Raw genomic sequence first — 24,682 nt, 5'->3', positions numbered from 1 at the left:
GCGGCGCAATCTTGGCCCCACAACGGCTTCCTGACGTGGCGGCTTTAACCCCAATGGAGCACTTATCATGTCCCGTAAGCACTATGTTTTCACCTCCGAATCCGTTTCGGAAGGTCATCCTGATAAAGTATGCGATCGTATCTCTGATGCGGTCTTGGACGCGTTTTTGTCCGAAGAACCAGAAGCGCGTGTTGCCTGCGAGACTTTCGCCACGACCAATCGCGTTGTTATCGGAGGCGAGGTTGGTTTGTCCGACCAAGATAAGCTGCGCGACTACATGGGCCGTATCGAAGATATCGCCCGCGCGTGTATCCGCGACATTGGGTATGAGCAGGACAAATTCCATTGGAAAACCTGTGAGATCACCAACCTCTTGCACGAGCAATCCGCCCATATCGCACAAGGCGTGAACGCCGCAGAGGATAAAGACGAGGGTGCAGGCGACCAAGGGATCATGTTTGGCTTTGCCACCAATGAAACCCCTGATCTGATGCCCGCCCCGATCCAATATTCTCATGCGATCCTACGCCGTTTGGCTGAGGCACGCAAATCGGGTGCGGCCCCGCAGCTTGGGCCAGATGCGAAATCGCAGCTTTCTGTGCGCTATGAGGATGGCAAGCCAGTTGAAATCACTTCCTTGGTTTTGTCGACACAGCATTTGGACGAAAGCATGACCTCCGCTGATGTGCGGGACTTGGTCGAGCCTTATATCCGCGAAGTGCTGCCCGAGGGGTGGCTGACCGCCGCCACAGAATGGCACGTTAACCCAACGGGTAAATTCGTCATTGGTGGCCCTGATGGCGATGCGGGCCTCACGGGGCGCAAGATCATCGTAGACACCTATGGTGGCGCGGCCCCACATGGCGGCGGTGCGTTCTCGGGCAAAGATCCAACCAAGGTGGATCGCTCAGCCGCCTATGCGGCGCGCTATTTGGCGAAAAACGTGGTGGCTGCGGGTCTTGCAGATCGCTGCACTATTCAGCTGTCCTATGCGATTGGCGTGGCCAAGCCTTTGTCGATCTATGCCGACACACATGGCACGGGCAATGTCGATGAGGCCGCGATTGAGCGCGCCGTGGCGCAGGCGATGAACCTGACCCCACGCGGCATTCGCCTGCATTTGGGTTTGAATAAGCCAATCTTCCAGCGCACCGCGGCCTATGGCCATTTTGGCCGCGCCCCCGAGGCAGATGGTGGCTTCTCGTGGGAGCGCACTGATCTGGTTGATGCGATCAAATCCGCGCTCTAATTTGAACCTTGCACATGGAGTATGGCCCTGACCGATTTGGTTGGGGCCTTCTTTCAAAGATGACTGAAGCCAGACCTCACCGCAATTTCTATGGCCGCCGCAAAGGGCATAACCTGCGCGACAGCCAAGAAGCCTATTTGGAACAAGACTTGGCCAAGCTTAGTCCTGGCGCGGTTGATTGGGACGAGAACCCCGATCGCACAGCCCTTGATCTTGAGACGATATTTGGCGGGCGCGATGTTTGGCTTGAGGTTGGGTTTGGCGGCGGCGAGCACATGGTGCACCAAGCTGCGCTGAACCCCAATGTCGGATTGATTGGCTGCGAGCCCTATATCAATGGCGTGGCCATGCTGCTTGGCAAAATCCGCGCCAGCGGTGTCGCCAATCTGCGGGTTTTTCCGGGCGATGTGCGCGATATGTTTGATGTGCTGCCTGATGCATCAATAGTGCGTGCGTTTTTGCTTTATCCTGATCCGTGGCCGAAGAAACGCCACCATCGCCGCCGTTTCGTCACGCCTGAGCATTTGGAACCTTTAGCGCGGGTTTTGCAGCCCGGCGGGATTTTTCGGGTTGCCACTGATATTCCCGACTATGTCCGCCAGACATTGGAGGAAGTTCCAAAGGCAGGGTTTGAATGGTTGGCCGAAGGACCAGAGGATTGGCGCAAACCTTGGGGCGATTGGATTTCCACCCGTTACGAACAAAAAGCCCTGCGGGAGGGGCGGGTTCCCCATTATCTGACCTTCCGCCGATTGGGGTAATACCCCCCAAAGCCTGTGGACGCGGCGGGCTGTCACCGCTATCAGATGGGCCAAGTTAATTTGCGAGGGAATGAAGCATGTCTGCCCACGGAAAACCTATAAAAATGCAGGCGCGGAAATCCGCGGGTTTGTCGGGCGAGGCGCATGTGCCAGGCGATAAATCCATCTCGCATCGCAGCCTTATTTTTGGGGCGATGGCCATTGGGCAGACGCGCATCAAAGGGTTGCTTGAGGGGCAAGATGTTTTGGATACGGCCAAGGCGATGGCCTCCTTCGGTGCCCGCGTCACGCGTGTTGCGGATGGCGAGTGGCATGTGGACGGCGTTGGTGTTGGTGGCTTTGCCGAGCCTGATCATGTGATTGATTGCGGCAATTCTGGAACGGGTGTGCGTCTGATTATGGGGGCTATGGCCACAACCCCAATTGCCGCCACCTTTACAGGCGATGCAAGCCTCAATAAGCGCCCCATGGCACGGGTCACAGACCCGCTCGCCCTTTTTGGTGCACAGGCCTTTGGGCGCTCAGGCGGGCGCTTGCCGATGACGATTATCGGTGCGGAAACCCCCGTGCCTGTGCGCTATAAGTTGCCTGTGCCCTCAGCGCAGGTCAAATCTGCGGTTCTGTTGGCGGGCTTGAATGTGCGCGGACAAACTGTGGTCATCGAAGAAGAGGCCACGCGGGACCATACCGAACGGATGCTTGCGGGTTTTGGCGCAACGATTACGAGCGAGCAGACCGATGAGGGGCGCGTGATCACCTTAGAGGGCCAACCAGAATTGCGCCCACAGGATATCACTGTGCCCCGTGATCCCTCCTCCGCGGCCTTTCCAATTTGTGCGGCGCTTATCACGGAAGGCTCAGATGTATTGGTGCCAAATATCGGACTTAACCCCACCCGCGCAGGTTTGTTTGAAACCCTGATCGAGATGGGGGCGGATTTGACCTATGAAAACATCCGCGATGAAGGCGGAGAGCCTATGGCAGACATCCGTGCGCGTTTCTCACCTCATCTCAAGGGGATCGAAGTTCCGCCTGAGCGCGCCGCAAGTATGATTGATGAATACCCAATTCTGTCGGTTGTGGCCGCGAATGCCACGGGCGCGACTGTGATGCGCGGGGTCAAAGAACTGCGCGTCAAGGAAAGCGACCGCATTGATGCCATGGCCACAGGTCTGCGCGCAAATGGGGTTGAGGTGGAAGATGGCCCTGATTGGTGGATTGTGCAGGGCCGCGGTGCGGGCGGTGTGCAAGGCGGCGCGATATGTGCAACGCATTTGGATCATCGGATCGCCATGTCTTTCTTGTGCTTGGGGCTGTCCACGAAAGAACCCGTGCAAATTGATGATGGCGGGCCAATTACGACTTCATTCCCCATCTTCATTGACCTGATGCGGGGGCTTGGCGCCACGCTTGGCGAGGTGGACGTTTGATTTTCACGGTCGCCATTGATGGGCCTGCGGCCGCAGGTAAGGGCACGATAAGCCGCCGCTTGGCTGATCAATTTGGCTTTGCCCATCTCGATACAGGCCTGCTTTATCGGGCCGTTGGGGCAAAAGTGGCCGATGGCGCCGCGCCTGAGATGGCCGCGCAAAATCTGACAGCTGCCGATCTGGCCCGCACTGATCTGCGCAGCCATACGGCGGGGCAAGCTGCCTCAAAAGTTGCTGTGATCCCCGAGGTGCGCAGTGCCTTGGTGACATTTCAACGCGAGTTTGCCCGTCAAAGTGGCGGCGCCGTTTTAGATGGGCGCGATATTGGCACGGTGATCTGCCCCGATGCGGATTTGAAATTATTCATCACAGCCCGCCCCGAAGTGCGCGCGCATCGCCGCTATTTGGAACTTGGGGGAGATGAAGCGCACATCTTGAACGAGATCATTGAGCGCGACAGCCGCGATATGTCGCGTGCAGATGCCCCATTGCGTGCCGCCGAGGATGCGGTGGTGATCGACACCAGCGATTTGGACATTGAGGCGGCTGTTCGCCTTGCGGCAGAACATGTGACAGCCCGCCTCAAGGGCTAGTGTGAAAAATGGCCAAAACCCTTGTCATACTGGCGCAATGACTGTAAGAGCCACGCAATCAAGTAGACGGTCAACGTCTCGGATTGAGCAGGGTCGGGATATCCTCCGGCCCTTCATCATTTTCGAGGGGGCGATTGAAAACGAAACCAAAGACCTGCGGAGACAACCGCATGGCCCGAATAGCTCTATGAAAAGGAACTGAATATCTATGTGCGCTAAAGCAACTATGGAAGAATTCGAAGCCCTTCTGAATGAAAGCTTCGAGATTGACACCCCCGCGGAAGGTGCGGTTGTCACTGGTAAGGTCATCGCAATCGAAGCGGGCCAAGCCATCATTGATGTGGGCTACAAAATGGAAGGCCGCATCGACCTTAAAGAATTCGCAAATCCCGGCGAGGCCCCCGAAATCGCAGTTGGCGATGAGGTAGAGGTGTACTTGCGCAATGTGGAAAACGCGCGTGGCGAAGCGGTTCTGAGCCGCGAAATGGCCCGCCGCGAAGCCGCATGGGATCGCTTGGAAAAAGCATATGCCGCAGAAGAGCGTGTCGATGGCGCAATCTTTGGCCGCGTCAAAGGTGGCTTCACCGTTGATCTTGGCGGTGCTGTTGCGTTCTTGCCTGGGTCTCAGGTTGACGTGCGCCCCGTGCGGGATGCAGGGCCTTTGATGGGCCTCAAGCAGCCATTCCAAATCCTGAAAATGGATCGCCGCCGTGGCAATATCGTTGTGTCCCGCCGTGCAATCCTTGAGGAAAGCCGCGCCGAGCAGCGCGCCGAAGTTATCGGCAAACTGGGCGAAGGCGACATCGTGGATGGTGTGGTCAAGAACATCACCGAATACGGCGCATTTGTTGACTTGGGCGGTGTTGACGGCCTGTTGCACGTCACCGACATGGCATGGCGCCGTGTGAATGATCCAAAAGAGGTTCTCACAATTGGTGAGACCGTGAAGGTTCAGGTGATCAAGGTCAACAAAGATACCCATCGCATCAGCCTCGGCATGAAGCAGCTGTTGGACGATCCATGGGATTCCGTTGAAGCGAAATTCCCGCTTGAATCCGTTCACATGGGCCGCGTGACCAACATCACCGATTACGGTGCATTTGTTGAGCTGGAGCCTGGCGTTGAAGGTCTCGTGCACGTTTCTGAGATGTCTTGGACAAAGAAGAACGTGCATCCTGGCAAGATCGTTTCGACCAGCCAAGAAGTCGAAGTTATGGTTCTGGAGATCGACAGCTCCAAACGCCGCGTATCGCTTGGTCTCAAGCAGACCATGCGCAATCCATGGGAAGTGTTTGCAGAAACCCATCCTGTTGGCACCGCGGTTGAAGGCGAGATCAAGAACATCACCGAATTCGGTTTGTTCATCGGCCTCGACAACGACATTGACGGCATGGTTCACCTGTCTGACCTGACATGGGAAGGCCGTGGCGAGGATGTGATCGGCGATTACGGCAAAGGCGATATGGTCAAAGCGGTTGTAGCCGAAGTTGACGTTGAGAAAGAGCGTATCTCCCTGTCGATCAAAGCTGTTGATGGTGACCCATTCGCAGATGCCGTTGGCGGTGTGAAGCGTGGCTCGGTCATCACTGTTGTTGTGACTTCGGTCGAAGAAGGCGGTTTGGAAGTGGAATATGAAGGCATGAAATCCTTCATTCGCCGCTCTGACCTCAGCCGCGACCGTGGTGATCAGCGCTCTGACCGTTTCTCGGTTGGTGACAAGATCGATGTGCGCGTAACCAATATCGATGCGAAGACCCGCAAACTGGGCCTGTCGATCAAGGCACGCGAAATCGCCGAAGAAAAAGAAGCGGTCGAGCAGTATGGCTCATCCGATTCTGGTGCAAGCTTGGGCGATATCCTTGGCGCTGCATTGAACAAAGACGAATAATCATCACGCGGGCCTTCGCCCCGTTATGAGATGGAATTGCCCCGCTCAGCAGAGCGGGGCTTTTTCTTTGTCGGAGCGACAGGCTGTCGCAGCCCATAGATTTTTCATCTTTTGCGCCTTGCTGGAGAACTAAGCATCAATGCGGGCAGGGCAGAGAGATTGCACGTTTTTGCATCGTGGCTTGGCGGTTTTCGATATAGCGGTTGAAACTGCGCTGCCGCAAATCCAGATCTAGACCACCAACCTTAAACCCCTCGCACACCAGTGCTGTGGCCACATGCATGGTTGTGGTCGACTTGCCCGAATCGCCCTTTTCGTTCCCGAATACGATAATATGCGCCAAAACGAACCTCACTTACCCCACTGCGCACCCGATATTGTGGGCGCATTCCGTTGATCCTCAATATACGGAAGGAATGCTGCGCTATTTATCAAGAAAGACATTTAACTTATGGCTAAAATGAAAAACACCGCCCCAAAGGGACGGTGTTTTGAAACAGTTAGGTGCGATTGGATTAGAAACCCAGACCTTCGTATTTCTTTTTGAACTTGGAAACGCGGCCGCCTGTATCCATCAAGCGCGCGCCACCACCTGTCCATGCAGGGTGCACAGAAGGGTCAATATCCAGCGCAAGCGTATCGCCCTCGGAACCCCAAGTGGATTTCATCTGAACAACGGTGCCATCGGTCATTTTGACATCGATGACGTGGTAATCGGGATGGATGTCTTTTTTCATCGTCTAAGCCCTTCTTACGCTTCTGCGTTATTGCTGAGTTCGCGATAGTTTGTTTTCTCGGCGATACGGGCCGACTTACCACGGCGATCACGCAAGTAGTACAGCTTCGCGCGGCGAACACGGCCGCGGCGCACCACTTCGATTGAATCGATATTGGTCGAGTAGAGGGGGAATACGCGCTCTACGCCTTCACCAAATGAAATTTTGCGAACAGTGAACGAACCTGCGATCCCTTTGCCGTTTTTACGGCTGATGCAAACGCCTTCATACATCTGCACACGAGAACGCGACCCTTCGGTCACTTTAAAGCCAACGCGAATGGTGTCGCCAGCTTTGAAATCGGGAACGGTCTTCCCAAGGGCGGCAATCTGTTCCGCCTCGATTTGTGCGATCAGATCCATTGGATCTTCTCCTCTAAATGCTCGCGGTTGCTCCGCGAAGGTGTGGTCGCATCTGAGAGCTCTGGTCTTCGACCGGATCCACCTGTTCCCATATGGGGGTGTCCGCCAGAGGTCACGCTGACTTTCCTAATGTGATCTTTGGCCAATCTGCCTTGCGCCGAAGTTCCGCAAAAGCGCGGGGACAAAGCCCCAAGAAAAACCAAAGAGGCCCGATCAGCCGATTCCGACTGCGGACGGATGGCGTATAGGCTGCAAATCCTAAAGGATCAAGCCTTATCGCGCCCTGTCTTGCCCTGTTTAGAGAGATATTCCGCCCAAAGATCAGGGCGGCGCGATTGCGTCAAAGCCTCGGCTTGGGCATGGCGCCACTCGGCAACGCGGGCGTGATTGCCAGATGTCAAAACCTCGGGGATCACCATCCCACGCCATTCAGCGGGGCGGGTATAGTGCGGATGCTCCAACAGGCCATTGGAAAAACTTTCTTCTTGGGTCGAGTCAAAATTTCCCAAGACACCCGGAATAAGGCGAATGGTGGCATCAAGCACCGCTTGGGCGGCAATCTCGCCGCCCGTCAGAACAAAATCACCTAGTGAGATTTCTTCCATCTCGTAATGGTCAATCACACGTTGATCCACCCCTTCGAACCGCCCGCACAACAGGGTCATGCCGTCACAGCCCGCAAAGCGCGCGGCATCGGCCTGTGTAAAAGGCCGCCCCCGAGGTGACAGATAGATGCGTGGCCATCGTGCGGGGTTAGGTGGTGTGTTATTAGCGGCCATGTCCATGGCGCGCCCCAAAATGTCGGGACGCAAGACCAGCCCTGCGCCGCCCCCTGCGGGCGTATCATCAACATTGCGGTGCTTGCCCTCGCCGAAGATGCGCAGGTCGATGGTGTCTAATGCCCAAAGACCGCTTTGCAATGCCTTACCCGTCAGTGAGCCCCCCAAGACACCTGGAAACATGTCAGGGAAGAGTGTGATGACCTTCGCGCACCATGCGTCCTTCAGGCGCTGCGGCCCCATCAAGTCCCGTGGGGCCGCATTGGCCGAAATCGACAGACGGCCATAGCTGCGGGGTGGTTTAGACGTCATCGTCAAACAAGCCTTCTGGCGGATCAATCACGATGCGCTTGGCGCTGAGGTCGACTGTGGGAACAACCGCCTGTGTAAAAGGCACAAGAACGCTGCCTTTGTGATTGGGCACGCTGCGCAGTTCGAGAATATCACCTGCGCCATGGTTCAACACGGCCGCCACCTTGCCGCGCGCCGCGCCGCCTGTGTCGACCACGTTAAGACCGAGAAGGTCGCTGTGATAAAACTCATCATCAGGAAGGGCGGGCAGGGCCGTGCGCGGTGCAAACAGACGGGTGCCGCGAAGGCCATCTGCCGCTTCTTTTGTCATCACCCCAACAACCCGCGCGGCAAAGCCACCTTTGACGGCACGGGTGATTTTAAGCTCAAAACTGCGGTCGCCTTTTTCAGAAAACAGTGGCGTGTAAGTGCCGATATCTTCGGGATTGGCGCAAAAACTTTTGAGGCGCACTTCACCGCGCACGCCAAAGGAGCCTGCAATCGCACCGACACAAATCAGGTTTTGATCGCTCATTCCACGGGGCCCTCTCTTAGGCATAACCGATCTGCGCTGACCCATTCGCCCGAAAGGGCAATACAGGCCGCTTGCGCATTGCGCCGTTCTTCAACGCGCCCACCTATGTAGGCGAAAAGGCATAGGATCGAAATTAGGATCAGGCGGCGCATTTAAGATACTCAAAGCCACATCTACGCTTGGCCCTAAGGCCACCTTGCCCCCAGTACACAACAAGCGGGGGCAAGGCAGGGGGCTGATTACTCAGCCTTTGCTTCTTCTGCGGCTTCCTCAGCGGCAGGCGCTTCCTCAGCGGCAGGCGCTTCCTCAGCGGCAGGCGCTTCTTCAGGTGCTGCTGCTTCTTCAACAACGGCCTCTTCTGCGGGCGCTTCTTCAGCGGTAGGTGCAGGTGCGGCTGCTGCTTCTGCGGCCTTAGCGGCTTTTTCTTCTGCGCGCTCTTGTGCTTTTTTGCCTGGAACGGCTTTGTTCGGGTTGTTGCGGGTTTTCGCTGCCAAAACGCCAGCTGCTTCCAAGAAACGGCTTACGCGGTCGGTGGGCTGCGCACCCTGCTCGAGCCAGTATTTCATGCGCTCCATGTTCATTTTCACGCGATCTTCGCTGTCTTTTGCCAAGAGCGGGTTATATGTGCCGAGCTTCTCGATGAAGCGGCCATCGCGAGGCATGCGGCTGTCAGAGGCCACGATGCTGTAGAATGGGCGCTTTTTCGAGCCACCACGGGCCAAGCGGATTTTCATTGCCATGTTAGTCTTCTCCTTCGGATAGATGATCGGGGCGTCTTTGTTTATTGCCCGTTTTCAATGTGTTGTTCATGGTGACGGATGACCTCCTGAATGATGAATTTCAGAAAGGTCTTGGCGAATTCGGGGTCGAGATCGGCCTCCTCAGCCAAACGCTCAAGCCGCGCGATTTGTTTGGCTTCGCGGTCTGGGTCGGAAGGGGGCAAATCATGCTGTGCCTTCAACTTCCCTACGGCTTGGGTGTGCTTAAACCGCTCGCCAAGGGTATAGACAAGAATTGCGTCTAAGCGATCAATCGAGGCGCGATGTTCCTTGAGCAACGCTGCGGCGCGGGCGGCTGTATCAGTCATGATGTGATCCCTTTATTTCTTTTTGCCAAAGCCCGTCAGGGGCGGCAGACCACCGCCGCCACCCAAGCCGCCAAGCCCCATCTTGCGGGCTGCGGCCTCCATCGCTTTGGGATCCATTGCTGAAGGATCCATGCCCGCCAAATCTTTGGGTGCGCCTTTGCCCATTAATGCGCCAAGGCCCTGCTTGAGCATTCCTCCTTTGCCCATTTTTCCCAGCTTCTTCATCGCATCGGCCATTTGGCGGTGCATTTTCAAAAGCTTGTTCAGGTCAGAGACATCTTGCCCTGCGCCTGCGGCAATGCGCTTTTTGCGGCTTGCCTGCAAAAGGTCAGGGTTGGCCCTTTCCCGCTTTGTCATGGATTGGATCAGCGCGATCTGGCGTTTGATCACCTTGTCATCAAGCCCTGCATCATCAAGCTGCTTTTGCATCTTGGCCATGCCCGGCATCATCGACATCATGCCCTGCATCCCGCCCATTTTCAGCATCTGCTCTAACTGGCCTTTAAGGTCGTTCATGTTGAACTGACCTTTTTGGAAGCGCTTCATCATGCGCTCGGCCTGTTCAGCCTCGAGGGTTTCTTGGGCTTTTTCAACAAGGGCCACGATATCGCCCATGCCTAAGATGCGGCCAGCGACACGCTGTGCTTCGAATGTCTCAAGCGCCTCGAGCTTTTCACCCAACCCCACAAAGCGGATCGGTTTGCCCGTGACGGCGCGCATCGACAGTGCCGCGCCGCCGCGACCATCGCCATCCATACGAGTTAAAACGATGCCAGAAACGCCAATTTTATCGTCAAATTCCTGCGCAACATTCACCGCATCTTGGCCCGTGAGGCCATCCACGACCAAGAGTGTCTCGCGTGGGTTGGCAATGTCACGCACGGCTGCGGCCTGCGCGATCAGGTCTTGATCAATATGCAAGCGCCCTGCGGTGTCGAGGATATAGACATCATAGCCACCAAGCCCCGCTTGGGTTTTGGCGCGCTTTGCAATCGTCTCAGGGTTTTCACCTTGGATGATGGGCAGGGTATCCACGCCAATTTGTTGGCCAAGGATGGCCAACTGCTCCATCGCGGCAGGGCGGTTTGTGTCAAGGGATGCCATCAAAACGCGCTTGCCTTCGCGCTCCTTCAGGCGCTTGGCCAGTTTCGCGGTTGTTGTGGTTTTCCCTGAGCCTTGCAGACCCACCATCAGGATGGGTGCAGGCGGGTTGTCGATTTTCAGTGCGCCAATCTCGCCTTCGCCCTGAAGGGTGGCGATCAATTCGTCATGCACAATTTTGACGACCTGTTGACCCGGGGTCACCGATTTTGTCACCGCAGCGCCTGTGGCCTTTTTCTCGACCGCGCGAATAAATTCCCGCGCCACGGGCAAAGAAACATCTGCCTCAAGCAAAGCCACCCGCACTTCGCGCAGGGCTGTTTTCACATCATCAGCAGACAAAGCGCCTTGCTTTGTCAGCCCCTCAAAGACCGAGGAGAGGCGTTCTGAAAGTGTTTCAAACATTGGCCAAGGCCCCTTTGTCGCGTCATCTCTCTGGTGATCTGTGCATCAGGCCACCGCATTGCAATGCACCAAGGCCCCCGTGGGCGAAACTCGCTGACGGGGGGCGATCTTGGACATGTCCTAAGACCAGAAAGCCAAAGCTTGCTGGAAGTTGCACTGGTCTTATGCGCGCGAAGAGGGGAATGTCAAGCCTTCGCGCCTTAGTTCAAATGGCGCAAGAGCCGCGCATGACGATCAAAGGCCGTGATCAACTGCCCTAAATTTTGAATATCTGTCGCCTCAAGCATGGGCAACATCTTCACAAAGGCCCGCGCCGTTCCCAATGTGTCGCCAAGTGCGGTATGACGGGCATTGTCGGGTATGCGGATGCTGAGGCGGTCACATAGCGCGTCCAATGTGTGTTCCGCAGACTGACCAAAAAGGATGGCCGAACACAGAACAGTGTCCAAGATCGGCTGATCAAAACGCGCGCCAATGGCCGCTTCGCGGCGCTGTAGAAAAGCCATGTCAAAGGGGGCATTATGTGCCACCAGAACCGCGCCATCGGCAAAGCGATGAAACCGCGATAAGGCATCAACAACCGATGGGGCGTCTGCCACCATCTCATTGGTGATGTGATGCACCGCTGTTGAGGCCGCAGGGATTTTGCGCGCAGGGTTGACCAATGTGTCAAAGCGTTCGCTCTCGACCAATTTGCCGTTTACAATCCGCATCGCGGCGATCTGACAGATTTCATCGACTTGCGGGTTCAGCCCGGTGGTTTCTGTATCGAACACTACGAAAGACAAGTTTTTCAGCGGGGCCTGTGACAGCTCAGCAGGCAGTGCGGTTTGCAACAGGTCAAAATCATATTGGATCACGCGCGGCGTTTGTAGCGCTTCGGGGGCGGCGGCTAGGGACAGGCTGATCCGTTGATCTGTGGTTTCGATCTTGGCGCCGTGGCTGCGCAAAACATCGGCCCCCGCAAAGCGTGAATGGCCCGTGATCAGGGGGCTGTCTAACCAATCATTGAGCCGTGCCGCGTCAGGGGCCTTTGCATCTCCCTGCAGGTCAAGAATGGCCTCTCCCTCTGTTAGTCGGGCCGAAAGTCGAATGTCAGACGCCCCTGCGCCAATCCACGACAGCGTCAGGCGCTCTAACAAGCGGCTGATGGCAAAGCCATCGGCGCGCAGTCGCAGGTCAGGCAGCGCGTCATACTGCAGTTGGATATCCTTTTGCGCCAAGCGCGTGGCAAGCGCGATTGCAATATCGGATAGGTCAAGCTGCTCAAGGGGCCACCATGCTGTATCGGTTTTGGCTTTTTCTTTTTGCACATCGCGTAACGTCTTTTCCAACTGCGCACGCGGCGTCCCTTGGGGAAGGTCTGGCAAAACAGCATCCACGGCCTCAATTAAATCGGCAAACAGGGCCTCGCGCATGCCATGCAGTGCCAAATCCTTGGATCGGTCCTGCAAGCACAAGAGATAGGCAGGATCGGCTGTTTCCTGACCTTCGAGCCAGAATAAGCGCATCCGTGCCTCGAAAAGGCGGGCATCGTGGCGGGTTGTTACCAAAATATCCGTGCCCTTGGCGCTCTGTGCGCGCAACAGCCTGCCATAAGCCTCGCGCAAGGGGGCCATGCGCAAAAGCTGATCAAGGGGGCGGTTCAGACCCAACCCCTCATCATCATTGAAGAGGTCCCGCATCTTGCCATTGTAAAGCGCGATTTTATGGTCAGGCGTGCAGAACACGACCCCATCGGGAATTTCGGCTAGTAAGGTTTCAAGGCGCTGCTTCTCAAGGCCAAGCCGTGCTGTTTCACGCCCCACGGCCAATGCCATTGCGTTGCGCGTTTCGGTCAAATGCGCGGCAACAGCCGCAGCAGCAGGGGCTAAATCACCCAAATATCGCGCATAGTTTGGATTGATTTCATCATCCACATCGGCATGGGCGCGGGCGCGCATATCCGCGGCCAATGCCTCAAGGGGACGGGCGACATACTCATCGAACTTCGTCCAAACCCAAGCAGACAGGCCGATAATTGCAAATGCCCCAACCGCCCCTGCGGTGATAAAGGCCGATAGCGCGTGATCCTCGCCCAAACGAACATACCCAATCACCAGACCCGCGGTCAGCAGGGCCGCGCCCCCAAGGGCCAAGAGCGCAAAGAACAAAAAGATGCGCAAACGCAAACTAAGATGGGTGAACATGTGCGTGCGGGCCTCCTCCTCCCGCAGCGGTTACGCGGCCTAGCCGCCCAGAGTTGGGCAGACCACGGCAATCAACGGATCATCCGCGGAAACCGCTAACCAATCGGCATTCTCGGCGCGGCCATCAGCATCAAAACTGGTGGTTGGAAAAATCTCTGCGCGGGCGGGGGTGGTGCAATCCACCAAGATGGGTTTGATGATCGCGGGCTGCCACCGCTCATGCAGGCGCGTTTGCACAACCCATTGGCCCGAGCCTTCGACTGTTTCGATAGTCTCTGACGGGGTAACCGCGACAAAGCCTTTGATCCATGGCTTCACATATGTCCACGGCTGCCAAACAGCGCGCTGTTCGCGCGTGGCGATCATTACAGTGTCTGTGGGCAGGGTTGCCATGACGCCGCGCGCCCATGAATATTCGAGGGATATTGTGGTCAGGATCATCGCCAGCCCCGCGCCTGCAGGCACGAACCATTTTGGTATCCGCTCTCCTATCAGGCGGCGCAGGCCATAGGCGATGCCTGCCCCTGCAAAGGCCGAGGACAGTGCCGCAATAAGGACGAGGAACATTTGCATTTCGTTGGTCTTTCTCTTTTCGTGGCAACCAAAAACAGGCGTGGGGGTTATAAAAACCCGCTCCGCTGTCCGATTGCCGATTGCATTGTTTTAATCACAACGAAGGCATCGCGGAGATGACTTCGATCAAAATCGGATAAATAAGCAGGTGCCATGAAATTATCGGGCGCGTGGCCATTGCAGATTTGGCGCGCTTGATGCGCAAGCCGCGCTTCCGCGATCATGTCATAGGCATCCAATAAATCCCGTCCGCCCGAGGCAGAAACCGCACCTCCGTCAATTGCGGCAACCAAGCGCGCGCGGGTGTTTACTTCGGTCAACTGTCCTTTCAGCGCATAGATGCGCCCCAAATCCACCACGGGCACAACGCCGTTATGCTTGAGATCAATGCGATCTTTATGCTCGCCCGACCGAACAGTGGCAAAGCCCCGAAAGAGACCAAGCGGGGGCGTATGCTTGAGCGAATTGGAAATCATATGAGCCACAAAAATCGAATTTCCCGAAGCCTCTGCAAGGGTCGAGGCGTGAAGATCGTCAAATAGGGCCATCGTGCCGCCAATGGGCCGCAGGTCAAACATCACCGATGCCAACATCTGCGCCTCGGTGTCAGGTTTGTTAATCCATTTCGAGAAATAGTTTCGCCAAACGCGTAAGGGTTGCCGCCAACGCGCGGCGGTCGCCATCATATCACCTGGGCAGTAGAAATAGCCTGCCTCATCTAAACCATCCGAGACGAATTTTGCCAAAGCGGCGAAATACGCGTCGTCTTCTGGGCGCATGGCATCGTCTATGATCAGGCAATTGTCTTGGTCGGACACGCCCGTTTGTTCTTGCCGACCTTGGCTGCCACAGGCCAGCCACAGATAGGGCACAGGCGGCGGCCCAAGATGGTCTTCGGCAAGTTTTAGCAACCGCCGGGTCGCGGCATCACCGATATCGGTGATCAGGCGTGTGACCACCTGATGATCATTATTTGCCCCAACTAATTGCATCAAAAGGGCAGGGATGCCTTTTACATATTTGGCAATTTCTGCGCTATTTGCGGCATAGGCGATATCCATGATGATTGAGGCGGAACTGGTCGCCTGAAAGCGCATCATATCGGTCTGGCTTAATATGCCTTCGGGCTGCCCGCGATCCATGACGGGCATATGGGTAAACCCATGCTCGACCATCAAATGCAGCGCATCAGCCACAAGGGCGGAGGCGGGCAAGGTCTTGGGGTCGCGCGTCATCACTTCAGCCACGGCCGTGTCTGATGGCAGCCCCGCCGCCATCGCGCGATTGGTTAAGTCGCGTGTGGTGATGATCCCTTGCAGCGCCCCCGTTTCGGAGGTGACAAGCAAGCAAGAGACGCGGTGATCCCGCATCTTTTTCGCGGCGCTCAGCAAGCTGTCTTGCGCTGTGCAAGTCAGAGGATTGCGCGTCATTAAATCGCCCAAGGTTTGGGTCGACAACGCACTGCGCTTGGCGCGGGCTGGGCGGGTGCGGTCAAAGAAATCTAGAAAGGCGGGGTGCTCTTTCACCAATTTATGGAAAAGTGGCGCCGTGACTTCCAAAAGTTCGGTTGGTTTCACCGCGGTTGCGGTGACAGGCGCAATACCATCGCGCATCAAGCCACGCTCTCCGAAGGAGTTTTTTGGGCCGAGGATCGAGACCAGTTCACCATTGGGTTCGGTGATATCAACCTGCCCTGACACGATGAGGTAAAGCGCCTCAAGCGGCGTGCCCGCGTGATAAATCACAGCGCCCGCTTTCGCCATGGAGCGGTTCACCTGCCCTGCCAGTTCCACCAGATAATCATGCGGTAAGCTGTCATAGGGGTGCGTTTGTGACAGAAGTGTCAGGATTTCTTTTGGCATCTGGATCTGGGTCTGTTTGGTCGGTCTGGCTCAGCCTAGACTATTTATGAAAAAGGCGCATCCCGATTGATCGGAATGCGCCCATTTTTCTTAAGGGGTAGCCCCTAAGTGATCAAAGGATCACTTGTTGATGGCTGCACCTGCGCCACGTGGGATACGTACGGATTCCACGAGGTCTTGGATCTCCTGCGGCGGCTCTGCTGTCACGCGGGATACTGCGAATGCAACTGCAAAGTTCAGCAATGCGCCCACTGGCCCGAAATGGGTTGGTGGGATGCCGAACAGGTAGTTCGCTGCAGTGTTATCCAGCATGTTGGTGCCTGGGATGAAGAACCAACCCAAGAATGTGAACAGGTAGAGACAGGTTGAAATCAAACCTGCAAGCATACCTGCTGTTGCACCTGCGGAGTTCATGCGCTTGGAGAAGATACCCATCATCAGTGTTGGGAACAGCGAAGCTGCTGCCAGACCGAATGCCAGAGCCACGGTTTGCGCCGCAAAGCCTGGAGGGTTCAGACCAAGATAGGTTGCCAAAGCAATCGCGCCTGCCATCGAGATGCGTGCGGCCAGAAGCTCGCCTCTCTCCGTGATGTCAGGATTGATCACCGACTTGATCAAATCGTGGCTGATGGAAGAGGAGATCGCCAACAGAAGACCCGCCGCAGTGGACAGAGCCGCTGCCAGACCACCTGCCGCGATCAGAGCGATAACCCAACCTGGAAGCTGTGCGATTTCTGGGTTTGCCAAAACGAGGATGTCACGGTTGAACGTGACAAGCTCGTTTCCTGCCCAACCACGCTCAGCTGCCATTTCAGCCATACCAGCGTTATTTTCATTGTAGTACTGGATCAGGCCATCGCCGTTCTTGTCTTCAACAGCCAGAAGGCCAGTCACCGACCAAGTGTTGAACCAATCAGGCAGATCAGCTTGTGCAACAGGCTCACCTTCAACGCCATTTGGCCACATGGTGGTCATGATGTTCAAACGAGCCATAGCACCCACCGCAGGAGCGGTTAGGTAAAGCAGCGCGATGAACACCAGTGCCCAGCCAGCAGACCAACGTGCGTCTGACACTTTGGGAACGGTGAAGAAGCGAATGATCACGTGGGGCAGGCCCGCGGTACCAATCATTAGAGACAAGGTAAACAAGGCCATCAACCATGGGCTAGAGCCTGTGGTGTAAGCATTGAAGCCCAGATCCGTCAGCAAGCCGTCCAATGTGGTCAGCAGAGGCTGGCCAGAGGCGGTGTGCTCGGAGAAGAGGCCGAGGCTTGGGATTGGGTTACCTGTCAGTTGCAGTGAGATGAACACAGCAGGGATCGTATACGCAGTGATCAGAACACAATACTGCGCCACCTGCGTATAGGTGATGCCCTTCATGCCACCTAAAACCGCGTAAACGAAAACGGTTGCGGAGGCAATGTAGAGACCCGTTGTTTTGTCAACTTCGAGGAAGCGAGAGAAGGCCACGCCAGCACCAGTCATCTGACCGATAACGTAAGTCACGGACATCACAATCAGTGAGGCTACGGCCACAACGCGTGCAGTTTGGCTGTAGAAACGGTCGCCTACGAACTCAGGAACCGTATACTTGCCAAATTTGCGCAAATAGGGTGCAAGAAGCATCGCCATAAGCACGTAACCGCCCGTCCAGCCCATGAGGAAGGTCGAGTTGTTATAGCCTACGAATGCGATAAGACCTGCCATTGAGATGAAGGAGGCCGCCGACATCCAGTCAGCTGCAGTTGCCATACCGTTCAAGACAGGCGGAACACCACGCCCAGCGGCGTAGAATTCAGATGTGGAGCCCGCGCGGGCCCAAATTGCGATACCGAAGTAGAGCGCAAACGACAGCCCCACAACGATAATATTGAGTGTTGTTTGTTCCATAATCTGGCCCGTCCCTTACTCTTCGTCCACGCCATATTCTTTGTCTAATTTGTTCATACGCGCTGCGTAGAAGAAAATCAGAACAAGGAATACGAGGATTGAACCTTGCTGAGCAAACCAGAAGCCCAGATCTGTGCCACCCACCGCGATGCCGCTAAGCATCGGGCGGAAAAGAATAGCAAAGCCATAGGAACACAGCGCCCAGATCACCAAGCATAGGGTGACCAAGCGGATGTTCGCGGCCCAGTATTCAGAGTTATTTGCCTTTTCGGCCATTGATATCTCCCTTCGGTTTCTAACCAGTGAGGCACTGCCCCAACGGTGACATCTGACGCCGCCTCCTCCTAAGGCGCCGACAGAATTCTTTTGCCCAATTACGCCCCAGTGAGGTGGGACACGATATTGCCAAGTGCCTTGGCAATATCGTCAATAGCCCCCATAGCCGCGACTTTGCTAAGCGTGCCGCGAGCATTGTAATACTCGATAAGGGGGGCCGTTTGGGCATGATATGCCGACAGGCGCGTGCGCACTGTTTCGGCATTATCATCAGGGCGGCGCTTAAACGAGCTGCCCTGACATTTGTCACAAACACCCTGTGTTGCGGGTTGCTTGAATTCGTCATGATATCCTTCGCCACAATCGGCGCAGGTATAGCGACCCGATACGCGGGCCACCATCGCTTCATCATCCACCTCAAGGCTGATGACAGCGTCAATCTGCTGGTTCCGTGCCGCCAAAAGGCCATCAAGTGCCTCGGCTTGCGCGGCGGTGCGGGGGAAACCATCCAGAATTGTGCCTGCGGCCACATCGGGCTGCTGAAGGCGTTCTTCGAGAACGGCGAGCACAATCTCATCCGAGACCAACTCGCCCTTTTCCATAACCGATTTCGCGGTCAAGCCTGCGGGTGTGCCTGCATTGACTGCGCCACGCAGCAAGTCACCAGTGGACAGCTGCACAAGCCCGAATGCCTCTTCTAGCATGCGGGCTTGGGTGCCCTTCCCAGCGCCTGGAGGCCCGAGAAGGATTAAGTTAACTGGTCGTGTCATCGTATCTGCCGTCATTTACTGAATTCCACGCGTTACTTAACGATGCGATTGGCGATGAGGTCATCCACCACGCTTGGATCTGCCAAGGTCGATGTGTCGCCAAGGCTGCCGAAATCGTTTTCGGCAATCTTACGCAAAATGCGGCGCATGATTTTCCCCGACCGCGTTTTTGGCAGGCCAGGTGCAAATTGCAGCGCGTCTGGTTTTGCAATTGGGCCGATCTCTTTACGCACCCAATTGGTCAATTCTGCCCGCAATTCTTCGGAGGGCTCTTCGCCCGCCATCAACGTAACGTAGCAGTAGATCCCCTGACCTTTGAGATCATGGGGGAAGCCCACCACTGCGGCCTCTGATACTTTTTCATGTGCCACAAGCGCCGATTCAACCTCGGCTGTGCCCATGCGGTGGCCCGACACGTTGATCACATCATCCACGCGGCCCGTGATCCAGTAATAGCCATCTTCGTCACGGCGGCATCCGTCCCCTGTGAAGTAATAGCCTTTGTAGTCACTGAAATAAGCCTGCACAAAGCGATCAGGATCACCCCACAGAGTGCGCATCTGACCAGGCCAACTGTCTTTGATACACAAAACGCCTTCTGCGGCGGTTTCGTGGATTTCTTGACCAGTGGTCGCATCCAACAGCACGGGCTGAACACCGAAGAATGGATTTGTCGCTGAGCCCGGCTTAAGTTTGGTTGCACCTGGCAGAGGCGTAATCAAATGGCCGCCCGTTTCGGTCTGCCACCATGTGTCAACAATGGGGCAGTTCCCCTTGCCAACAACGTCATTATACCAATTCCATGCTTCTGGGTTGATAGGCTCGCCCACCGACCCCAAAAGCTTGAGGCTAGAGAGATCATATTTGTTCACGAATTCATTACCCTGACCCATCAGCAAACGAATGGCTGTAGGGGCGGTGTAGAATTGGTTCACTTTGTGCTTTTCACAAACAGCCCAGAAACGGCCCGCGTCTGGATAGGTTGGCACGCCTTCAAACATCAAGGTTGTCGCGCCATTCGCAAGCGGGCCGTAGATGATATAGCTGTGGCCTGTCACCCAACCCACATCGGCGGTGCACCAGAACACATCGCCATCATGATAGTCGAATGTGTATTGATGCGTCATCGCAGCATAAGTCAGATAGCCACCTGACGTATGAACAACGCCCTTCGGCTTTCCCGTTGAGCCCGAGGTGTAAAGAATGAACAGCGGATCTTCAGCGTTCATTTCTTCCGCAGGGCAGGCGGTGGATTGGCCCGCAGAGGCGTCATGATACCAGATATCGCGACCATCGGTCCAAGTTACATCTTGACCTGTGCGCTTCACGACCAAGCATTTCACATTGTCATCACAATGCAAAAGCGCCTTATCCACGTTAGATTTCAGATCGGTCACACGACCGCCGCGGGGGGCGCCGTCCGAAGTGATGACAACCCGTGCTTTCGAGTCATTGATCCGATTTGCCAATGCGTCAGGCGAGAAGCCCGCGAAGACCACCGAGTGGATTGCGCCGATGCGCGCGCACGCAAGCATGGCATAGGATGCCTCGGGGATCATAGGCAAATAGAGAACAACACGATCACCGCGCTTAACGCCCAATGATTTCAGGGTGTTGGCAAAACGGCCCACTTCATCGCCAAGCTGTGCGTAGGTGATATGCTGCGCGGCTTCGTTGGGATCGTCTGGTTCAAACAAAATCGCGGTCTGATCGCCGCGCGTTGCCAAATGGCGATCAATGCAGTTTGCCGCTACGTTCAGCGTGCCGTCCTCATACCAACGGATATCTACTTTATCATAGGCAAAGGAGGCGTTTTTGACCTTGGTGTAGGGCTTGATCCAATCAAGGCGCTTGCCGTGTTCGCCCCAAAACGCCTCGGGATCGGAAATGGAGGCTTCATACATTGCTGTGTACTTATCCGCGTCAATATGCGCGCCAGCAAGAAGGTCAGGGAATTTCGAAGTCGTTGGCAATGTAGTTCTCCCTCAAAGGTGGCGGCGCGGATGTCGTTTGACAAAGGGTGCCGCGCCGCAGCTTGGGTGTCGCTCACCCCGATCCCTTCGTGGAAATATGGCGGTTCGTGCCTGTTCAACGTAAACAAACGACACAAACGCAGCTCATGTGATGACTAAAACAGATCCTCCCCGATCCCCAAATTTTGCGTCCTTGCCCCCTCCATTGGGCGGTTTCGCAAAGTCGACAGTGGCCCCATTCTTGGCCTGATTTCCCGATCAGGCACACCGCTATCAATGACAAACAGTTTACACCAAGTTTTTGGCTTCAGAAGTAATACATCCTGATTTCCGCGATTTCTGTGTAACAACTTTACACTGCGTTGCAGAATTTGTAAATTTATTAACAATTTTCGAAAATTTCCGTGGAAAACATACCTAGTTTGGTGGCGAGCAAATTTAAACCATAGGTTGTATTTGTGCGGTTTTAGAGAGTTAGCGCTAAATTCTGCGCTGCGGCGCAACCCCAACATGTGGTGTTTTTCCTGATTATCGGTTGATGGAGGGCCAAAACCGCGCGCGAGTCACCCGAAATTAAGGGCGCTAAAGCACGCGGAAATCCGCCCCCAGCCAAGGCATCCTTTGCAGGGCTGGCGCGATGAACAGCTTTTGTGAAAGATCGCGGATCAGGTTCGCCATTTCACTGGGAATGGCGCCCGTCCAGTCATCACTGCAATAGAGCATGATCTGGCGCGGTTGCGCGGGTGAGGGCAAGGGGTAGGTGTCAATCCCATCCGCAAATCGCTCGCCCCGCATCAGGCTCAGGGGCGTTGTGATGGTGAAACCAAGCCCTGCCGCCACGAGGGCCGAAATGGATTGGTTCGAGTCGATCTCAAATCTGCGACTAACCTGCATATCATGCATCTGAAGATACTCATCAATATGCCGCGCCATGACCTGCGCAGGGTCGCGCCCCAAAAAAGCAAGCCCGCCCAAGTCTTCGAACCTTCCCTCAAAGGCATATCCTTTTGGGAGGGCCAAAATATAGGGATCCTGCACAATCGGGTGCGCCACGATATCTGCGGGCGCGGTCTGCGGTGCGGCGCAAATGATCATATCAAGGTTCCGCTTGGCCAACATATTGAGCAAGATGTGGCTCGCCCCAGTTTGTAGGCGGAATTTACAATCGCTGAGCGTCTCGGCCAAACGTGCGGCCAATTGTGGGGTTAGATCATTCTCAAAATCATCAATAACCCCAAGACCAAGGGCGGATATGCTCGATAGGTTTAGGCGGCTGAGATCTTTTTGCCCTGCACGCAGCGCGCCAAGCGCCACTTGCACCCGTTTTAGGAACAACCGCCCCGCAGGTGTCAGGCCAATAGGCCGCCTGCGGGTGTCAATCAATTCAACCCCCACCGCCAAAGATAAATTGCGCAGTTGTTGCGAGGCGGCGGGCACGGATAGACCCATTTCCTCTGCCGCATCGGACAGCGATCCCGTGCGCGCCATGACCTCGAAGGTCTCAAGGCTCTTGAGGCTGATCCCCTTAAGATCGGGTCGCGTCATGCGGCGATGATCCGTTCCAATAGCGCCTGAGGCACAGCGACCCCTTCTGTCAGCGCGGTTTCAAATTTTTGCCTACGCGAAAGCGCCTGCAACCTATTGGGGGCATCGGCAAGAAGGGCTTGGGTGAATTGCTCAAGCGCCGATACCTGCCCGTATGATTGCGGCTTGATGGCAAAAAGACAATGCCCCATGCGCAGCGGCCCGCTGCTTGGATCATCAGGGCCACTGATCATGGCCGAGGCCCCCGCCCCAACAAGGCTGAGCACGAGAATTTCGACCATTACCGCAATATTTAACCCGTAGCTGCCCTGAACAGGCAAGATGCTGCCCTCAATCGCCGCGCGGGGATTTTGCGTGGCGCGCCCGTGGTCATCAAGCGCAAGGTGGGGCGGCAGCGTGGTTCCTGATTTGATGTGATCAAACACAGTGTCGCGCGGTATCGCGGCTTGGCCTTGTTCAAAAATCAACACACCCTGTCCGCGCTTGTCAGGGACTGCCAGTGCCATTGGATTATCCCCCAAAGTCGGGGGCAAAGGCGGGTTTATGCTGATGCATGCCGTGTCGGTCGATAGCGCCAAGCTCACATAGCCGCGCCGCGCAACGTCTTCGGCCATCTGCGGCAGAAATCCTGGGCTATGACCATTGGCAAAGGCCAAACAGGCCGTGCCTTCCGCCTCGGCGATCTGCAGAAACTCGGGCAGGGCCAGATCAAAGGCCGCGGGCAAAAAGCCGTTGGCGATGTCACAATGTAACCGCACGCCTTGTCTGGGCTGCAATTTCGGCATCGCCCCCCCATCACAGCGACCAAGCGCCAGATCCTCAAGGCAATGCAATAAATAGCGAAGGCCTGCGCGGGCGCGTCCCTCGGCTTCGGCGCGGGCGATGCGGCGTGCAAGAGGTTTGGCTTGATGTGTTTTGGCTGACAATCTGCTGAGGCTGTCAAAACTCAGCGCCTCTAAATCGGCAAGGCTTAGCCGTTGATTGTTTTCGTCTTGCTGCTCATTCATACTCTATCGCCTTCTACACTGCGGCTCAACATTGAGCCTCTATGGGACAGATTGTTTCACTCAAGAACGGCGGCAGAAGGGCGCAAGCGTGGCAAAAGCGGTGCGATATTGGGGCGCGCCTAGCCCTCGATGATCAGTTCGGGCAATTGACGCGCATAGCCGCGGATCACATCGGCCAATTGCCGATGCGCAGTGCTGGCCCCTGAGGTTGAGCGCCATACAAGCCCAATAGAGCGCGAAAAACGCTTGCCCTTAAAAGGCCTTACCGCAACATCCTGCGCGCGCCCCAATATTTCAGAACGCACATAAAGCGCAGGCAAAAACGTGGCCCCCATCCCCATTGCAACCATCTGGCGCAGGGCATCAAGCGATGTGCCCTCATATTCGCGCGACAATGTCGCCCCTGTTTCAACACAAAGTGCAGATATCTGATCATGCAGCGCATAATTCGGCGACAGTGACAGGATTGTTTCGCCGCTGAGGTCTTGCGGTTCAATTTGGCTGAGCTGCGCGAGCGGATGATCGGCTGAGATTGCCACGACCAAGGGCTCTCGGAACAACCGCTCCGTGACCAAAGACGCGCCAGGGATTGGCAATTGCGTCAGGATCAGATCATGGCCCCCTTCGCTGATTTGACGGGCAAGGTCATGTGGGGCCGCCTCGCGCACATATAGGCGCAGATCAGGGTGGGAGCGATGCAAATCGCCCACGATATGTGGCATTAGATAAGGCCCCAGCGTGGTGGACGTGCCAAGGCGCAATGTGCCCGCGAGGCCCGTTTGCAAGGTTGCGGATAGATCAACAATCGCTTGAGTCGCGTCCAAAATATCGCGCGCGCGCGCCACAACTTCGCGTCCCGCTAGGGTCAATTTTACAGGCCCGCGCCCCCGTTCAATCAGGGTCAGGGATAATGCCTCCTCCAGGTTTTTGATCTGCACCGAGAGCGAGGGTTGCGATATCCCACAGGATTCTGCCGCTAGGCGGAAATGGCCCGTTTCCTCAATCGCGACCAAGTACCGAAGTTGGCGCAAGGTAAGCGGAATTTTTGGAATTGGCATGGCAGATGCCTCGTTAGTTTTTTCCTATCAAAATATGTTGTAATGCAATATTTTCTTTCAGCAAGGGTGACCCTAAATCTTGGTCATGATCAGGCGCAAACCTGATTGGGCCGATGCGAAGCCACGCGCGCAAAGGCCATTTACACGCAAGGCCCAAGTCTCTGGTTGTTAGTCCCTTCCAGTGGTTTGAGATGTGCAAAGCGTTTCGGGTGTCCTGACGGGATCCTGCCGTCACCCCTGAGGGACACCCGATTTCTCCTTAAAAGCGCGGATTAATCAGCT

22 protein-coding genes, 1 pseudogene and 1 riboswitch are annotated in these 24,682 nt (G+C 55.8%); of the genes and pseudogenes, 5 read left to right on the top strand and 18 right to left on the bottom strand.

Annotated elements, in window-relative coordinates:
• Positions 1 to 11 precede the first annotated feature (11 nt).
• A riboswitch (SAM-SAH riboswitch) is annotated at positions 12 to 61 on the top strand.
• Between the two features lie 6 nt (positions 62 to 67).
• From metK to rpsA, 5 genes are all read left to right on the top strand, one after another.
• Positions 68 to 1,249, top strand: a complete 1,182-nt coding sequence (gene metK / locus AAC632_RS01965; RefSeq protein ID WP_317655744.1) for a methionine adenosyltransferase — start codon at positions 68 to 70, stop codon at positions 1,247 to 1,249.
• A 59-nt stretch (positions 1,250 to 1,308) separates the two neighbouring features.
• The gene (gene trmB, locus AAC632_RS01960; protein ID WP_340298364.1) at positions 1,309 to 2,010 is read left to right on the top strand and encodes a tRNA (guanine(46)-N(7))-methyltransferase TrmB; all 702 of its coding nucleotides are present in this window, start codon (positions 1,309 to 1,311) and stop codon (positions 2,008 to 2,010) included.
• Positions 2,011 to 2,087: 77 nt separating this feature from the next.
• Positions 2,088 to 3,440 carry a 3-phosphoshikimate 1-carboxyvinyltransferase gene (gene aroA / locus AAC632_RS01955; RefSeq protein WP_340298365.1) on the top strand — a complete coding sequence of 451 codons (1,353 nt, stop codon included), beginning with the start codon at positions 2,088 to 2,090 and terminating at the stop codon, positions 3,438 to 3,440.
• Entirely contained in the window at positions 3,437 to 4,033 is a 597-nt protein-coding gene (locus tag AAC632_RS01950) for a (d)CMP kinase (protein ID WP_340298366.1), read from the top strand. Before aroA ends, AAC632_RS01950 begins: the two co-directional genes overlap by 4 nt.
• Positions 4,034 to 4,241: 208 nt before the next feature.
• Positions 4,242 to 5,921, top strand: a complete 1,680-nt coding sequence (gene rpsA / locus AAC632_RS01945) for a 30S ribosomal protein S1 (protein WP_340298367.1) — start codon at positions 4,242 to 4,244, stop codon at positions 5,919 to 5,921.
• Positions 5,922 to 6,063: 142 nt separating this feature from the next.
• Here rpsA and AAC632_RS01940 read toward each other — a convergent pair.
• From AAC632_RS01940 to AAC632_RS01855, 18 genes and pseudogenes are all read right to left on the bottom strand, one after another.
• Positions 6,064 to 6,264, bottom strand: a pseudogene (locus AAC632_RS01940) (division plane positioning ATPase MipZ); the annotation flags it as partial.
• Between the two features lie 172 nt (positions 6,265 to 6,436).
• Positions 6,437 to 6,658: a 50S ribosomal protein L31 gene (rpmE, locus tag AAC632_RS01935; RefSeq protein WP_317655736.1), complete on the bottom strand. Its 222-nt coding sequence runs from the start codon at positions 6,656 to 6,658 to the stop codon at positions 6,437 to 6,439.
• Positions 6,659 to 6,672: 14 nt separating this feature from the next.
• Positions 6,673 to 7,059 (bottom strand): 50S ribosomal protein L19, encoded by a 387-nt coding sequence (rplS, locus tag AAC632_RS01930; RefSeq protein ID WP_340298368.1) that lies wholly within the window; start codon positions 7,057 to 7,059, stop codon positions 6,673 to 6,675.
• Positions 7,060 to 7,325: 266 nt separating this feature from the next.
• On the bottom strand, positions 7,326 to 8,150 hold the full coding sequence (gene trmD, locus AAC632_RS01925) for a tRNA (guanosine(37)-N1)-methyltransferase TrmD (protein ID WP_340298369.1): 825 nt from the start codon (positions 8,148 to 8,150) through the stop codon (positions 7,326 to 7,328).
• Positions 8,140 to 8,664: a ribosome maturation factor RimM gene (gene rimM / locus AAC632_RS01920; protein WP_340298370.1), complete on the bottom strand. Its 525-nt coding sequence runs from the start codon at positions 8,662 to 8,664 to the stop codon at positions 8,140 to 8,142. The genes trmD and rimM overlap by 11 nt, the downstream gene beginning before the upstream one ends.
• Positions 8,665 to 8,903: 239 nt before the next feature.
• The gene (gene rpsP / locus AAC632_RS01915; RefSeq protein WP_445322663.1) at positions 8,904 to 9,404 is read right to left on the bottom strand and encodes a 30S ribosomal protein S16; all 501 of its coding nucleotides are present in this window, start codon (positions 9,402 to 9,404) and stop codon (positions 8,904 to 8,906) included.
• 41 nt (positions 9,405 to 9,445) lie between these two features.
• Entirely contained in the window at positions 9,446 to 9,751 is a 306-nt protein-coding gene (locus tag AAC632_RS01910) for a chorismate mutase (RefSeq protein WP_317655731.1), read from the bottom strand.
• A gap of 12 nt (positions 9,752 to 9,763) precedes the next feature.
• Positions 9,764 to 11,257, bottom strand: coding sequence for a signal recognition particle protein (gene ffh / locus AAC632_RS01905; protein ID WP_317655730.1), 1,494 nt, complete (start codon positions 11,255 to 11,257; stop codon positions 9,764 to 9,766).
• A 200-nt stretch (positions 11,258 to 11,457) separates the two neighbouring features.
• Complete coding sequence (locus AAC632_RS01900) at positions 11,458 to 13,446, bottom strand: 3'-5' exonuclease (RefSeq protein ID WP_340298372.1); 1,989 nt, start codon at positions 13,444 to 13,446, stop codon at positions 11,458 to 11,460.
• Between the two features lie 39 nt (positions 13,447 to 13,485).
• Entirely contained in the window at positions 13,486 to 14,013 is a 528-nt protein-coding gene (locus AAC632_RS01895; RefSeq protein ID WP_340298373.1) for a hypothetical protein, read from the bottom strand.
• Between the two features lie 53 nt (positions 14,014 to 14,066).
• A complete protein-coding gene (locus tag AAC632_RS01890) occupies positions 14,067 to 15,881 on the bottom strand; it encodes a DUF294 nucleotidyltransferase-like domain-containing protein (protein ID WP_340298374.1) in 1,815 nt (604 codons plus the stop codon).
• Positions 15,882 to 16,001: 120 nt separating this feature from the next.
• Entirely contained in the window at positions 16,002 to 17,771 is a 1,770-nt protein-coding gene (locus tag AAC632_RS01885) for a sodium:solute symporter family protein (protein WP_340298375.1), read from the bottom strand.
• A gap of 15 nt (positions 17,772 to 17,786) precedes the next feature.
• The gene (locus AAC632_RS01880; protein ID WP_317655725.1) at positions 17,787 to 18,047 is read right to left on the bottom strand and encodes a DUF4212 domain-containing protein; all 261 of its coding nucleotides are present in this window, start codon (positions 18,045 to 18,047) and stop codon (positions 17,787 to 17,789) included.
• A 98-nt stretch (positions 18,048 to 18,145) separates the two neighbouring features.
• On the bottom strand, positions 18,146 to 18,832 hold the full coding sequence (locus AAC632_RS01875) for an adenylate kinase (RefSeq protein ID WP_340298376.1): 687 nt from the start codon (positions 18,830 to 18,832) through the stop codon (positions 18,146 to 18,148).
• A 17-nt stretch (positions 18,833 to 18,849) separates the two neighbouring features.
• Positions 18,850 to 20,721, bottom strand: a complete 1,872-nt coding sequence (acs, locus tag AAC632_RS01870; RefSeq protein WP_445322672.1) for an acetate--CoA ligase — start codon at positions 20,719 to 20,721, stop codon at positions 18,850 to 18,852.
• A 651-nt stretch (positions 20,722 to 21,372) separates the two neighbouring features.
• A complete protein-coding gene (locus tag AAC632_RS01865; protein WP_340298378.1) occupies positions 21,373 to 22,335 on the bottom strand; it encodes a LysR family transcriptional regulator in 963 nt (320 codons plus the stop codon).
• Positions 22,332 to 23,342, bottom strand: coding sequence for an Ldh family oxidoreductase (locus AAC632_RS01860; protein WP_340298380.1), 1,011 nt, complete (start codon positions 23,340 to 23,342; stop codon positions 22,332 to 22,334). Before AAC632_RS01860 ends, AAC632_RS01865 begins: the two co-directional genes overlap by 4 nt.
• A 119-nt stretch (positions 23,343 to 23,461) precedes the next feature.
• Positions 23,462 to 24,400: a hydrogen peroxide-inducible genes activator gene (locus AAC632_RS01855; RefSeq protein ID WP_340298381.1), complete on the bottom strand. Its 939-nt coding sequence runs from the start codon at positions 24,398 to 24,400 to the stop codon at positions 23,462 to 23,464.
• Positions 24,401 to 24,682 lie beyond the last annotated feature (282 nt).

The organism is Roseobacter sp. HKCC-CH-9351 (assembly GCF_037830295.1).
Lineage (GTDB): Bacteria > Pseudomonadota > Alphaproteobacteria > Rhodobacterales > Rhodobacteraceae > M30B80.
The sequence above is the reverse complement of the archived record's forward strand: the minus strand, read 5'-3'. Positions and strand labels throughout refer to the sequence as shown.